The 13,672-nt window shown below is 54.5% G+C and carries 14 protein-coding genes and 1 tRNA gene; 9 read left to right on the top strand and 6 right to left on the bottom strand.

The annotated features are described in order from the left end of the window. Positions 1 to 9: 9 nt before the first annotated feature. Positions 10 to 1,437, top strand: coding sequence for a DUF2139 domain-containing protein (locus tag MVC73_RS07445; RefSeq protein WP_297509102.1), 1,428 nt, complete (start codon positions 10 to 12; stop codon positions 1,435 to 1,437). A gap of 12 nt (positions 1,438 to 1,449) precedes the next feature. Here MVC73_RS07445 and MVC73_RS07440 read toward each other — a convergent pair whose 3' ends face one another. Together MVC73_RS07440 and tes are read right to left on the bottom strand one after the other, a co-directional pair. Next, positions 1,450 to 1,755, bottom strand: a complete 306-nt coding sequence (locus MVC73_RS07440; protein ID WP_366938947.1) for a DUF3213 domain-containing protein — start codon at positions 1,753 to 1,755, stop codon at positions 1,450 to 1,452. A gap of 4 nt (positions 1,756 to 1,759) precedes the next feature. Then, on the bottom strand, positions 1,760 to 3,526 hold the full coding sequence (gene tes / locus MVC73_RS07435; RefSeq protein WP_297509099.1) for a tetraether lipid synthase Tes: 1,767 nt from the start codon (positions 3,524 to 3,526) through the stop codon (positions 1,760 to 1,762). 156 nt (positions 3,527 to 3,682) lie between these two features. Between tes and MVC73_RS07430 the strand changes: the two genes are divergently transcribed. The 5 genes from MVC73_RS07430 (at position 3,683) to MVC73_RS07410 (ending at position 9,174) form a co-directional block, all read left to right on the top strand. Beyond that, on the top strand, positions 3,683 to 4,033 hold the full coding sequence (locus MVC73_RS07430) for a hypothetical protein (RefSeq protein WP_297509096.1): 351 nt from the start codon (positions 3,683 to 3,685) through the stop codon (positions 4,031 to 4,033). Positions 4,034 to 4,038: 5 nt separating this feature from the next. Further along, complete coding sequence (gene udg, locus MVC73_RS07425; RefSeq protein ID WP_297509284.1) at positions 4,039 to 4,626, top strand: type-4 uracil-DNA glycosylase; 588 nt, start codon at positions 4,039 to 4,041, stop codon at positions 4,624 to 4,626. A gap of 261 nt (positions 4,627 to 4,887) precedes the next feature. Further along, the gene (locus tag MVC73_RS07420; protein ID WP_297509094.1) at positions 4,888 to 6,495 is read left to right on the top strand and encodes a Na+/H+ antiporter NhaC family protein; all 1,608 of its coding nucleotides are present in this window, start codon (positions 4,888 to 4,890) and stop codon (positions 6,493 to 6,495) included. A 48-nt stretch (positions 6,496 to 6,543) separates the two neighbouring features. Continuing rightward, entirely contained in the window at positions 6,544 to 7,446 is a 903-nt protein-coding gene (locus MVC73_RS07415; RefSeq protein WP_297509090.1) for a pantoate kinase, read from the top strand. A 48-nt stretch (positions 7,447 to 7,494) separates the two neighbouring features. After that, entirely contained in the window at positions 7,495 to 9,174 is a 1,680-nt protein-coding gene (locus MVC73_RS07410) for an ATP-dependent DNA ligase (protein WP_297509280.1), read from the top strand. On the opposite strand, the gene MVC73_RS07405 is transcribed toward MVC73_RS07410, so the two are convergent. Beyond that, complete coding sequence (locus MVC73_RS07405; protein ID WP_297509087.1) at positions 9,158 to 9,907, bottom strand: PrsW family glutamic-type intramembrane protease; 750 nt, start codon at positions 9,905 to 9,907, stop codon at positions 9,158 to 9,160. The two genes, MVC73_RS07410 and MVC73_RS07405, sit on opposite strands and share 17 nt — an antisense overlap. Before the next feature lie 88 nt (positions 9,908 to 9,995). Here MVC73_RS07405 and pyrE point away from each other — a divergent pair, with 88 nt between their 5' ends. Beyond that, positions 9,996 to 10,574 (top strand): orotate phosphoribosyltransferase, encoded by a 579-nt coding sequence (gene pyrE / locus MVC73_RS07400; protein WP_297509084.1) that lies wholly within the window; start codon positions 9,996 to 9,998, stop codon positions 10,572 to 10,574. Here pyrE and MVC73_RS07395 read toward each other — a convergent pair. Both MVC73_RS07395 and MVC73_RS07390 read right to left on the bottom strand, forming a co-directional pair. After that, positions 10,506 to 11,303, bottom strand: a complete 798-nt coding sequence (locus tag MVC73_RS07395; RefSeq protein ID WP_297509278.1) for a MinD/ParA family protein — start codon at positions 11,301 to 11,303, stop codon at positions 10,506 to 10,508. The two genes, pyrE and MVC73_RS07395, sit on opposite strands and share 69 nt — an antisense overlap. Before the next feature lie 139 nt (positions 11,304 to 11,442). Next, complete coding sequence (locus MVC73_RS07390; RefSeq protein ID WP_297509081.1) at positions 11,443 to 11,658, bottom strand: ArsR family transcriptional regulator; 216 nt, start codon at positions 11,656 to 11,658, stop codon at positions 11,443 to 11,445. Between the two features lie 109 nt (positions 11,659 to 11,767). On the opposite strand from MVC73_RS07390, the gene rlmD reads away from it, so the two are divergent. Both rlmD and lrpA read left to right on the top strand, forming a co-directional pair. Next, a complete protein-coding gene (gene rlmD / locus MVC73_RS07385) occupies positions 11,768 to 13,024 on the top strand; it encodes a 23S rRNA (uracil(1939)-C(5))-methyltransferase RlmD (RefSeq protein WP_297509078.1) in 1,257 nt (418 codons plus the stop codon). 62 nt (positions 13,025 to 13,086) lie between these two features. After that, the gene (gene lrpA, locus MVC73_RS07380) at positions 13,087 to 13,512 is read left to right on the top strand and encodes an HTH-type transcriptional regulator LrpA (RefSeq protein WP_297509075.1); all 426 of its coding nucleotides are present in this window, start codon (positions 13,087 to 13,089) and stop codon (positions 13,510 to 13,512) included. Between the two features lie 77 nt (positions 13,513 to 13,589). On the opposite strand, the gene MVC73_RS07375 is transcribed toward lrpA, so the two are convergent. Further along, a tRNA-Tyr gene (locus MVC73_RS07375) sits at positions 13,590 to 13,667 on the bottom strand. Positions 13,668 to 13,672: the final 5 nt, after the last annotated feature.

Here is a 13,672-nt window from a genome sequence, read left to right as displayed (position 1 = left end):
GGTGGTAACATGCTCCTCAGGAACTACCGCTTTCCCGGTAGATACGGCCCGGAGTGGGGGAGCGGGGGAATATTTGGGCTGAGGTACCACAACGGGACGCTCTACTTTACCCTCGCCTTCGAGGGGGAGGCCCACTTCATCGACATGAACTCGGAAGAGGAGAAAACCTACGATTTTAGTCTCGTTGGAAAGGCCCCGACGAGCGGCGGCGACACCTACAACGCCGTCGAGACCGTTGATGAGTTCATCTACTTCGGTGGCTGGGTTCACGCTCCCGCTCTTTACAGGGAAGAGGGAAGGATACTCTTCACGAACAAGTACTCCCACGTCCACGCCTACAACACTGACGAAGGGAGCGTAAAGCTCCTCTGGAAGGACTCCATCCACAACGAAAGCGAGTGGGCGGGTGAGGTTAGCGAGATAATCTACGACCCCTACGGAGATAGGCTTTTACTCGCGAGGGAGGACGGGCATGCAAACCTCGGCGTTTACTCCCTTGACAGAAGGGGAGAGAAAGCCGAGAGGCTAATGGAAAAGCCCGCCCTGAAGGGGACGAGGGTTCACGACTCGGTCTTCTTCGGCGTCGGCAAAAACTTCGACTGGGGAGTTACGGAGTTCAGGGTCCTTGACCTTATAACGGGGAAGTGGGGAGTCTTCGAGCCGGGGAGGAGTGTTGACGGGAAGCCCTACCTGAGGCCGGTTCTCGGGGCAATGGCCTCAGCCTACAACCGCGCCTTTGCATTCGTCCGCGGTGGAATCTTTGCCGGAAACCCTCTGATGGGCGAAGGGTTTAGATTTTACCGGCTCTTCGACTTCAACTCCTTCTACGCCCCCTTCAGGGTGAACGCGATCAACCTCGGCGGGGGGATTTTAACTGCCTATAATGCCCACCACGATGCCCTTTACCTGCCCTGGGAGGGTGAGCACATGGAGTGGCTGATGGGCAACACGGTTTCAGGCCCCAGCGTTCTGCTCTACATAGCACCGCCTATGGTTAAGATTGTAAGTGCCCTCGGTGCAAGGGTGACGAGCATCGAAAAGGTTGGAGGGAAGCTCTTCATAGCCACCAACAGCACGCCCAATACGGGGGCCAAGGAGGCGACGCCCTTCGATACCGGAAGCAGGGACATCGTGGTTCTAGATGAAAAGGTCATCGAGGAGAAACCGCCTGCGACAGCTTTCAGCGGAACCTTACCTGACCGAATTTTCGGCGGAATACCGCTGGACGGCTATAGGAGTGCAAGAGCTATCTTCTACATGGAGAAAAAGGCCGGGCTCAGGGTTTACGAATACGAGCTCTCCTTCCGGCCGGATGTTGAGGTCGAGAGGTTTGAGCTGGAGAAGGGCAGGAACGTGATAGACCTGAGGCAGTTTTCCGGGATTGTGGCCTTTGAGGTGGAAAAGGGAGGCGGAAGGTTCAGGGTAGAGCTAATGTAAAAAAAGGAAAGGTCAGGCCTTTCCAATTATGTTGTTCCAGCTCATGCTGGACTCAATCAGTTCGCCGACGGTGACGTAGCGCTCGGAGATAATCTCCGGTTCAAGGTCGGCGAGCTTTTCAAGGAGTTCTTCCCTCGGCAGGGTCTCCTCGTCGAAGACCACGAAGCCCTTTTTGGTGTAAGCGTTTATGAATGCCCTCCAGACGCGTACGTCGTTGAGAACCTCGTACTGCTTGACTGTTGCGCTCTCGAAGTTGACCTTACCGAACCTGAGCTCAAGCCTCGTGAGCTTCTTTTCCGGCCTAACGCTCATCTCCATCACCTCACTTTGCCAGACCGAAGTAGTCCTCTATGTCGATGTAGGTCTTCCTGTAGAGATCGCTGTTCCTCATCTTCTCAACGAACTCCTTTGTTCTGAAGTACTTGTCCTTCTTGTACTCCCAGTCCGGATGGAGAGCCTTCCACTCTTCCCAGCTGTAGCTGAACTGGGCCTGCACCTTGTCCCTGTAGAGCTCGGGAATCACGTTGAAGGTACAGAACGGGACTATCCTTCCGTCGGGCATGGCGTAGTGGATTACACAGCGCTCAACCCTCTCAACGTCGTAGTTGTACTCGTCCATGAAGTGCATCATCCCTAGGAAGAGCGCGTTCTGGTGGAACTTTCCGAGGGCGTCGTAGTTGCCGTGCATGAAGGCGTTCTTTATGAGTTCGAGGACGCTGAGACCCTTTGGAGCGTACTTCTCATCGTAGAAGGAGCGGAACTTCATGAATATCTCGGCACCGAGCTTGAGCTTCCTGAGCTTGCCCATGGTCTTCCACTGCTCGATCTCCTCAGCCTTGCTCTCAAGGTATTCAACGAAGCCCTCAACATCGAGGAACCTGCTTATCGGCACAACGCGCTTCTTCTCGCGGTCGAGGAAGACGTAGGTTGCCGCTCCGCAGCAGTAGTGGCTGGTCATGTAGTAGTGCTTGCCCGTGAAGGCCTCGAAAAACCTCGCTATGTGGCCCGCTATCGGTATCGGATACCAGTCGTCCATTGCTATTGTCCCGTTGGTCTGCTCCTCAATGCGCTTTATTGCCCCGGGTATAGTTATCCTGAAGCGCTGGCGCTCCTTCTTCGGAACCCTGCCCACGAGGGAAATCGGCTGGAAGTTAACTCCCCTAACGATGTCGAGGTGGTTGAGGCCGAAGTTGATTATTGCACCGAGTTCGTGGTCGTTGACGTTCCTTATGGTTGTCGGGACGAGGACTATTCCCGGTCCGCCTGCCTTCCTCACGTTCTCGAATATGAGGGGTATCTCCCAGTGGTTCTTCCAGTTGGTCTGGGGAGTCATTCCGTCGTAGCTCAGGTATAGGGTGTTCGTTCCGGCCTCGCGTATCTTCTTAACCAGCTCCGGGTCAAAGGCGAGCTTTATTCCATCGGTGTTGAGCTGGACGTGGTCGTAGCCTTCTTCCTTGGCCATCTTGAGTATCTCTATAAGGTCGTCCCTCAGCGTCGGCTCACCGCCGGTGAACTGGACGGCGTTTGCGCCTATCGGGTGCTCCTTCTTCGCGTTGCGGAGCATCTGCCTTATCTGCTCAAGGGTCGGCTCGTAAATTGGCTGGCCCTCCTTGGCGTAGAAGAAGCAGTACCAGCAGCTCAGGTTGCAGCGGTTTGTCAGTACTATGTTGAGCAAACTGGTGTGCGAGCGGTGCCTGGCACAGAGACCGCAATCGAGGGGACAGTTAACACCGGTGTTCTCAACGTTGGTGCTCTTGAGCTTGAAATCGAACTTCCAGCGCTGGAAGCGGTAGTACTGCTCGGCGCTCTCATAGTAGAGGTCCGTTATCATGCCCTCGGGGCATTTCTTGGTTATCCAGACCTTCCCGTCTTTCTCCCACACCAGCGCCGGAACGACCCTCCTCGTTTCCGGACAGAGGGAGTAAGTTCTGTGGGGAAGCGGTCCACCGTAGGCACGGCTGGCCTTCTTCAGGAGGCTCTCGAACTCCTCCTCACTTATCTCCGGGAACTGGACTATGTCCCTAATCCTTCGGGTTGACTCCGCGAACTCCTTCTCTCCACTGGGAATTTCACCAACACTCTGGGCCATCAAGCATCACCTTTTCCCTGCTACCCCCTAATCCAACGGACTGATATAAAAGCTTTTGCGTAAATATGAAGGTTTTCCTTCATAGGTATGACCCAGAAATGGGTAACCGTGGGCTAACGTTAAAAGCCCTCCAGACCATCTGGGAGGGGTGATTGAATGTCTGCTAGAGAGATGAGAATGGAGATGTTCGTCAGGGCCCTCCTGAGGAGGGACTTCACGAGGGCAAAGGCTCATATGGAGAAGCTCCAGAAGATGGCGGGGAGCAACGAGTGGGGTAGGGGCTACTCAAGGGCCGTCGAGGGGATTTTCAACGCCCTCAAGGACAACGACACAGATTCCCTCATAGTTAAGATAATGGGAGAGCACAACAGGGAGCTTGCCAGGGAGTTCCTCGAAAGGTACGAGGGGATTGTAAATCAGGACTTCAGGGACGAGTACGAGAAGGGCTATTACACCGCTTGGGTGGAGTTCCTAAGGGCCTACCTCAGCCAGAAGACCCTCGCGTGATGCCTATGGGGAAGGAAGAACTGATGAGAAAGCTTGAGGAGAGGATAAGGAACTGCCGGAAGTGTCCCCTCTGGGAGCTCAGGACGAACGCAGTCCCCGGTGCTGGAAGCTACGACGCCAAGGTGATGTTCGTCGGGGAAGCACCGGGCTACTGGGAAGACCAGAAGGGCCTTCCCTTCGTCGGTAGAGCTGGAAAGGTGCTTGACGAGCTTTTGGAAGGGATAGGCCTGACGAGGGAGGAAGTTTACATAACCAACATCGTCAAGTGCCGGCCCCCGAACAACCGCGACCCAACGGAGGAGGAGATAAGGGCCTGCTCGCCCTACCTCGACAGGCAGATAGACATAATCCGGCCGAAGGTCATAGTCCCGCTCGGGAGGCACTCAATGAGGTACATCCTTGAGAAGTTTGGATTTGAGCCAGAGCCGATAAGCAAGATACACGGAAAGACCTTCGAGGCATATACTCTCTTCGGCAAAATCGTCATTATGCCAACCTATCACCCGGCTGCGGCCCTCTACAGACCACCCATAAGGGAAGAGCTTGAAAGGGACTTCAGGAAGTTAGGGGAGCTTTTAAAGGAGCTTGGCTGAAGAGGAAAGCTCTGAGGGAGTTTTTGAGGTATTAAAGATAAAGTTGCAGTTCTTTCCCCTTTTTCAGCCCGAAAAAACATGGGATGCGGTGGACTTCTCCGCGCCACAAAGCCCTAGTTTATTCGATGAAGTACTTAATTTTTCGCGATTTTTTCCATAATTTTTGAAAATGTCTAAAATTTGCCATATATACAGGAAAAATCTCGAAAGATTTTTATAACCTCTTGGTTCGTTTCTTCCGCAACATTGGGAGGTGATGGTATGGCTGGCTTCGGTGTGCTTTCCCTGTTGCCACCACTCGTGGCCATTATACTCGCAATATGGACGAAGAGGGTAATCCTCGCGCTCTTCACGGGGGTATGGATAGGGGGAGTTATGGTATCTGGATGGAACCCACTGAGTGGAACTACCCAGACAATCAACTGGATAGTTGCCAACGCCACCGACGACTGGAACGTCAAAATACTCCTCTTCGACTTCTTGATTGGGGCGGGAGTTGGCCTCATCTACAAATCCGGAGGGGCCTTTGCCGTTGGAAGAGCACTCGCCGGAAGAGTCCGCACGAGCAGGGGGGCATCGCTGATAGGCTGGCTCCTCGGGATTCTCGTGTTCTTCGACGACTACACCAACACCATAATCGTCGGAAACACAATGAGGCCCATAACCGACAGGATGAGGGTTTCGCGCGAGATGCTAGCCTACATAGACGACTCAACCGCTGCCCCCGTCGCGGGACTGGCGCTCGTCTCGACGTGGATAGGCTACGAGGTCGGGCTCATCGGCAAGGCCTTCGACAAGCTCAGCGTTGACCTGAGCGCGACCAACGGTGCCTACTGGGTGTGGCTCCACAGCGTCCCGTACAGGTTCTACTCGATATTCGCCATCCTGCTCGTCCTCATAGTGGCCCTGAGCCACCGCCATTTCGGGGCCATGCTCCACGCAGAGTATCGCGCGAGGACAACGGGAAAGGTTCTCCGCGACGGTGCGAGGCCACTGATGACGACGGAGGTTGACCTCGGGTTGCCGAAGGAAGAGGGAAGCGTCCACGTTTTCGTCTGGCCCATAGTGACGCTGATCTTCGTCACCCTCTACGGCATGTGGTACACTGGAGGGGGTAGCAAAACCTACGCGGAAGGTGGCCTGATGGCCGTTCTCGGGAACTCGGACTCTGCACTGGCCCTCCTCTGGGGAAGCTTCGCTATGGTTGTGGTTGCCTTCACCCTCGTCCTGCTCCTGAGGCAGATGACAGTTGAAGAGGCTGAGGACGCTATAATCAGGGGCATGAAGCAGATGGTAATAGCGAACACTATCCTTCTCTTGGCATGGAGCATCAAGAGCGCCACCGATGCCGTTGGAACCGCGTCGTACGTTGTTGGCCTTGCCAATAGCGCCGGTGTAAGCGGGGGTTGGGTTCCGCTGATAGTGTTCCTCGTGGCGATGTTCGTATCCTTCACAACTGGAACGAGCTGGGGAACCTTCAGCGTGATGATGCCCATAGCAATACCGCTCGCATACGGTGTAACTGGAAGAATCGGCCCGGAGGTCTTCGCAAGCATTGGGGCAGTCTTCGCCGGCGGTATCTTCGGAGACCACTGCTCGCCCATAAGCGACACAACGATTATGAGCTCGATGTTCAGCGGTTCTGACCACATAGACCACGTCAGGACGCAGGTACCCTACGCCTTCACGGCTTCGAGCGTGGGACTGGTGCTGTACCTCCTCTTCGGCTTCGGCGTGAGGAACCTCGCGGTGCTCCTCCTCCTTGGTCTGGTATTGCTCGTCGGTGCATGGTACTTCCTGAGCGAGTGGTACGGGAGAAAGTACGGGATTCCAGGGGGAAGGGTGCCAGTTTATGTGGCCGAGGACTGACTCCCCCAACCTTTTTAACTCCCCTCTCAAGCTTTCCCCGGTGGTGCAATGCTGATCAGGGCATTCGTTCCAGCCCACATAACTGCTTTCTTCGCCCCCCTGAGGAAAGAAGACCCCCTCCAGACGGGTTCAGTTGGGGCCGGCGTGAACCTCTCAAAGGGCACCAACGTCTTCGCGAGCATCGAAACAGGAACCCTTGAGAGGCACATACACGTGGCATTCAACGGCGAACCCGTGAAGAGGAATGAGGCGATAATAAGCTACTCCGTTGCGGAAGAGATAGTTCCGGAGGATTTTATCGGGGAGGTTGAAATCTGGCAGTACTTCGACTTTCCCAACGGCTACGGCTTTGGGAACAGCGCGGGAGGGGCCCTCGGGACGGCCCTGAGCCTCGGCTACGCCTTCGGTGGAACATGGCTGGGTATGGCCAGGATAGCTCACAGGTACGAGGTCATGCACGGCGGCGGCCTCGGAGACGTTGTTGCCCAGCTGACCGGGGGAATTGAGGTTCGCGTTAAAGCAGGCGGGCCCGGAATAGGCGTTACCGACAACCTCTTCTTCGAGGACTACAGGGTTTTAGTTGTCCCCCTCGGGCCCCTGCACACCAGAGAAGTCCTTGACGGCGACGCCATCAAGTCAATCGAGGTGGAGGGAAGGAGGGCCCTTGAGGGCCTCCTCAGGGAGCCGAGCCCCGAGAGGATGATGCTCCTCGCGAGGAACTTCGCAGAGAAAACCGGTCTCCTGGGCGGTGAACTCCTTGAGCTTGCGAGGGAACTCGATAGGGTAATTTCTAGCCCCAGCTCGATGATAATGCTCGGGAAGGGGCTCTTTGCTTTAGTCAGGGGGGAAGAACTTGGCAGGGCCAAGAACCTTCTGGCCGATTTGGATGTTCCCTACGACGTTGCGGATATCTACACGGAGAGGCCGAGGGTAGGAAGGTGGGTGGGCTAACCTTTTATCCTCCTCGCCCTATTTCCTCAGGTGGTGAATATGGGAGACATGCGCTACTCAGAACTTGCTGACCTCTACAGGAGGCTTGAAAAGACCACCCTTAAGACCCTCAAGACGAAATTCGTCGCGGACTTCCTGAAGAAAACGCCCGATGAGCTCCTTGAGATAATCCCCTACCTCATCCTCGGCAAGGTCTTCCCCGACTGGGACGAGAGGGAACTTGGTGTCGGTGAAAAGCTCCTGATAAAGGCCGTCGCGATGGCCACAGGCGTTCCGGAGAGGGAAATAGAGAACTCGATAAAGGACACGGGTGATCTCGGCGAGAGCGTGGCCCTGGCTTTGAAGAAGAGGAAGCAGAAGAGCTTTTTCAGCCAGCCCCTGACGATAAAGCGCGTTTACGAAACCTTTGTCAAGGTTGCCGAGGCTCAAGGGGAGGGAAGCCAGGACAGGAAGATGAAGTACCTCGCAAACCTCTTTATGGATGCCCAGCCGGAGGAGGGGAAGTACATAGCGAGAACCGTTCTCGGGACGATGAGAACCGGCGTCGCCGAGGGGATCTTAAGGGATGCAATAGCCGAGGCCTTCAGGGTCAAGCCCGAGCTCGTGGAGAGGGCCTACATGCTGACGAGCGACTTTGGATACGTGGCAAAGGTGGCGAAGCTTGAGGGCAACGAGGGTCTGGCAAAGGTTCAGATACAGATAGGCAAGCCGATAAGGCCGATGCTTGCCCAGAACGCCGCGAGCGTTAAGGATGCCCTCCTTGAGATGGGTGGCGAAGCCGCCTTCGAGATAAAGTACGACGGTGCCAGAGTTCAGGTTCACAGGGACGGGGATAGGGTCATAATCTATTCCAGAAGGCTTGAGAACGTCACCCGCTCGATACCCGAGATAGTTGAAGCCGTAAAGAGCCAGCTGAAGCACGGGAAGATAATCGTCGAGGGCGAACTGGTGGCCGTTGGGGAAGGTGGAAGGCCAAGACCCTTCCAGTACGTTCTGAGACGCTTCAGGAGGAAGTACAACATAGACGAGATGATAGAGAAAATCCCGCTTGAGCTGAACCTCTTCGATATACTCTACGTTGACGGTGAGAGCCTCATAGATACTCCCTTCGTGGAGAGGAGGAAGAGGCTTGAGGAGGCAGTCGAGGAGAACGAGAAGATAAAACTGGCCGTTCAGCTCGTTACAAGAAAAGTGGAGGAGGCGGAAAAGTTCTACAAGGAGGCCCTTGAGCTCGGCCACGAGGGGCTTATGGCGAAGAGGCTCGATGCCGTCTACGAGCCCGGTAACAGGGGCAAGAAGTGGCTCAAGATAAAGCCCACGATGGAGAACCTCGACCTCGTCATCATCGGTGCCGAGTGGGGCGAGGGGAGGAGGGCCCACCTCCTCGGCTCCTTCCTTGTCGGTGCCTACGACCCGAACAGCGGTGAGTTCCTTCCCGTTGGAAAGGTGGGCAGCGGGTTCACCGACGAAGACTTGATGGAGTTCACGAAGATGCTCAAGCCACTTATAGTCAGGGAAGAGGGGAAGTTCGTTGAGATAATGCCGAAGGTAGTGATAGAGGTAACCTATCAGGAGATACAGAAGAGCCCGAAGTACAAGAGCGGGTTCGCCTTGAGGTTCCCGCGCTTCGTGGCCTTGAGAGACGACAAGAGCCCGGAGGAGGCCGATACCATAGAGCGCGTCGCCCAGCTCTACAAGCTACAAGAAAAGTTCAAAGCGAAGAGGTGAGGTCCGAACCAGCGACCTCAACCCCTCTCTCCGCCCAGAACTCCTGGGCCTTCCTCTTTCTCTCCTCCAGCTCGCGCTTTGCCTTTGCGTATGCCCTTCCAAAGGCCTCGTCAACACTTGAATACGTGTAAATCAGGGCAATGACTGAAACCACGGCGATGATGAGCACCGGCGCCCCAGCAAAGGCCAGTAAAACCGGGGCATCGTAGAGGCTGTGAAGGGCGGAGGCCTTAAGGTAGCCGAGCACCGCGTCGCCTTCTAGGGCGTCTCCGAGGGCTATTGTCGTGAATGCCACGTGGAACATTACCACTATAATCCTTATGAGGGCGCCGAAGATGTTCCCGCTAAAGAAGAGCACCAGTCCGTAGAGGACGGCCTCGATTACCGCAAAAGCTAAGGCAACCTTTACGGTGAGATGCCAGCGGTAGAGCTCGCTACCCCTTGAGGAGAGGTAGGGTAGGAGCTTGGCCCCTTCCTCTATGAGGCCAACTCCAAGCACGAGGGCAAGGAGCGTGACAGTCAGTGACTCCGAGTGGAAGAGATATAGAATTGCCCCTTCGAGGAAGAGAGCCAGAATGAACGCCAGTAGGGCGTATTTAACAACAGTAGAAGTCTCTACAAAGGGAGTTACCCTGTCAACTTTCGCCATCCAGCCGTCCGTCTTGAAGTAGAGCTTTATTCCAACTATAACGACCGCAATGACGTATCCGATTAGCCCCATTACCTCCAGCATGCTACCACCGATGACTTTTTGAGGTAGTATTTTTAAAGCTTGCCCCGGCAGATTTTTAAGGTCTCCCCTTAATTGGAGTAGGGTTGCCATGGGGGGAGCAAAGAAAAGGCTGATAAAGATGTTTTTTGACGAGGGGGCGGTGCTCTTCGGCCACTTCGTCCTGACATCAGGAAAGGAGAGCAACTACTACATCAACGTGAAGAAGCTGACAACCAACCCGAGGGCCCTTAAGCTGATTGCGGGGATGATTGCAGAGATGGTAAGGGGAACGGACTTTGAGAAGGTGGCTGGACCTGAGCTTGGGGCGGTTCCTATAGCAACAGCCTTAGCCCTCGAAACCGGAAAGCCCCTCGTAATAGTCAGGAAGAGGCCGAAGGGCCACGGCACCGGGAGTCAGATTGAAGGCGAGATAAAGCCCGGTGAGAGGGTTCTCCTTGTGGAAGACGTCACAACAACTGGAGGAAGCGTCTTAAGAGCTGCAGAAGTCATTGAAAGGGAAGGGGGAAGAGTTGTTGCCATCGCTGTCGTCGTTGACAGGGAAGAAGGCGCCTCCGAAAGGATTGGAGAGAAGTACACCTTCCTCCCGCTCCTGAAGGTCTCAGAGATACTTGGGGGTTCCCCGGGGGATGAGGGAATAAAAGACATCCCTGAACTTCTCCCACCGTGACTTTTTCACTTCTCCAAAAATCCATTCGTCGAGTATCTCCCCCGTCTCGATAAGGGCCTTGGAGGCAGGTGAATCCGGACGCCACTCTATCAGTGGCCTGCCGTAGTTGACTGACTCGGGGACTCGCGGGTCAAAGGGCACAATGCCGACCACGGGGATGCCGATTTCACCCTCTATGTACGTTACGATAACATCTGAGTCGTTCAGAGATTCTCTCACCTTGTTCACCACAATGCCAACGCTCAGCCCGTAGGCCTCGCCGAGTTCCTTCAGTTTAACGACCTCGTTTTCGAGCATCCTTTTAACCGAGTGTATCGGCGAGCGCTCCAGCTCGACGACTATAAGCTGGTAATCGGCCAGTCGAAAGGTTGGAATCGTGTCAAAGGGAATTCCAACAGGCGAGTCTATTACCGTCAGCCGGTAATCAGCTTGAAGACTTGAAACAATATCCTTAAGGTCTCCCTGCCAGACATCGAGGACGTCGTATATTTTGGAGCTCCCGGGGACTATGTCAAGCCCACTCTCGGGTTCGTGGTAGAGGGCCTCTCTAACGTTCCTTTCAGGATTTCTCAGGAGGTCGTGAAGGCTAACTGGGCGGTCCTCCATCCCGAACTGGAAGGCCAGCTTGGGCAGGTAAACGTCCCCATCTATCAGAAGCGTTGAGATGTCGAGAGAAGAAAAATAAGTCCCAAGGTTTGCCGTAACCGTTGTCTTTCCAGCCCCGCCCAGTGATAACTACAGATACCATAAAACCATCTCCCGACAAAGCCATAGAACAGATAGACCCCTCAGGTTAAAGGTAATGTCCGGTTACTTTTTCTCCGGAAAGCCTCGCCCTTCAGGAGGGAGTCCAGCAAGAATAAAAAGATCAAATGAAATCCTCAAGGGTCTTCGCCCTGACCATTATCGCGGCCTTCTCCCGGCCGTAGAAGACTTCCACGAGGCCCTCTGACTCAAGCTCCTTAACCGTTCTCAGGAGCGTTGAGGTGGGGGTTTCGAGTTCGGCGCTGAGCTTGTGAAGGGCAACAGCCCTTTTCTTGGTTGCCAGAACCTTGTAAACAACATCCTTACGGCGCCCGAACATCAACCCGGCACCGATTGTATTACACCCTTCACCTAAATAAACCTTCCGAGGACAACTTTGACGAATGGGCAAAGGACAGGTTTATAAGCCCGGCCGAGCACCGGCGAGCATGAGGGGAGTTATAGAGAGGCTGAGCGACGAGGGGCTTGGGATTCTAAAGGCTGGAAGGAAGGAAATCCTTGTCCCCCACACGGCCCCTGGAGACGAGGTTGAAATCCTGAAGACGAGGAGGAAGAAGAGGAAAGTTATAGCCTCGGAGTTCAAGCTCATAAGGCCCTCCAATCTGAGAACCGAGCCTCTCTGTCCCTATTTTGGTCTTTGTGGGGGGTGTCTTTTACAGCACATCCCCTACGAGGAGCAGGTTCGGTGGAAGACCGAAAAGCTTTCCCGCCACCTAAACCAGAACGTTGAAGTTTTGCCTTCGCCTAAGATATTTGGTCATAGGAACAGGATAGATGTTGTCATTTCAACAAGTGGGATAGGCTTTCGACGATATGGAACGTGGTGGGATGCCGTTGACATAGCAACCTGCCCCGTTTTCGGCGAAACCAGCTCAAGGGTCCTGAAGTCGCTTAGGGAGTTCATGGAGGACTTTAATCTCTCTAGATACGACATAAGGAAAAACGAGGGTTTTCTAAGATACATCGTCATCAGGGAGGGCAAGTTCACGGGCGAGCTCATGGTAAACCTCGTGACGAAGGAGGGGAAACTCCCCGAGGAGTTCCCGGATTACTTTCCCTACGCGACCTCCGTCTACTGGAGCGTCAACAAAACTGAGAGCGACGTTTCCTACGGGGATATAGAGAGGTTCTGGGGGCAGGAGTTTATAAGGGAAAAACTTGGAGACGTTGTTTACCTGATACACCCGAACAGCTTCTTCCAGACCAACAGCTACCAAGCGGTGAACCTCGTGAGGAAAGTTTCAGAACTCGTTGACGGCGAGAGGGTTCTCGACCTGTACTCAGGGGTGGGAACCTTCGGGGTTTACCTAGCGAAGAGGGGCTTTAAAGTCGAGGGGGTGGAGATAAACCCCTTCGCCGTTGAGATGGCCAAGAAAAACGCCCGCCTGAACAACGTTGAGGCAACCTTCAAGGTTGGCAGGGACAGGGACATCAGGAACCTTTCGAACTACGATACGGTGATAGTCGACCCACCGCGTGCCGGCCTTCATCCAAAGCTGATACAGAAAATTTTAAAAGACGGCCCCAAGACCATCGTCTACGTCTCGTGCAACCCAAAGACCCTTGCCCGGGACGTCGAGAAACTCGCCAAGGACTACCGACTGGAGTTTGCGCTTGGTCTCGACATGTTCCCCCACACACCCCACGTCGAGGCCATAACACTCCTAAAAAGGTTTGAGATTTAAACCGTTAATACCGATACCTTAATAAACTATGGGTGCGTATTTAGAACTTAGGGTGAGGAGATATGTTAGATGAGAGGGATAGGATAATCCTGGAAATGCTCACAAAAGACGCTCGCACGCCCTTCACCGAGATAGCGAAGGTGCTGGGCATAAGTGAAACGGCCGTCAGGAAGAGGGTAAAGGCCCTAGAGGAGGCTGGAGTTATAAGGCAGTACACGATAATTGTCGATCCTGCAAAGCTCGGCTACAACCTCGTCAGCATAACCGGGGTTGACACGAAGCCAGAGAAGATATTCGAGGTCGCCAACAGGCTCAAGGAGTTCGACTTCGTGAGGCACGTTTACCTCACGAGCGGAGACCACATGATCATGGCAGAGGTATGGGCCAAGGACGGGGAGGATCTCTCAGGGATAATCTCCGACAAGATAGGCAAGATAGACGGCGTCCTCAAGGTCTGTCCTGCGATAATCCTCGAAAAGATGAAGTGACTCTTTTTTCCTTCTAATCTTCTCTTAACGGCAGGGTTGCTTTTATTGAGGTTTTGGAGAAGAGCTGAGAATTCTGGTGGTCCCGCGGCCCGGATTTGAACCGGGGACCTGCGGATCTACAGTCCGCCGCCACTCCCAGGCTAGGCTACCGCGGGACCTC

It is taken from the genome of Thermococcus sp. (assembly GCF_027052235.1).
Classification (GTDB): domain Archaea; phylum Methanobacteriota_B; class Thermococci; order Thermococcales; family Thermococcaceae; genus Thermococcus.
This window is presented reverse-complemented; position numbering and strand designations above follow the sequence as displayed.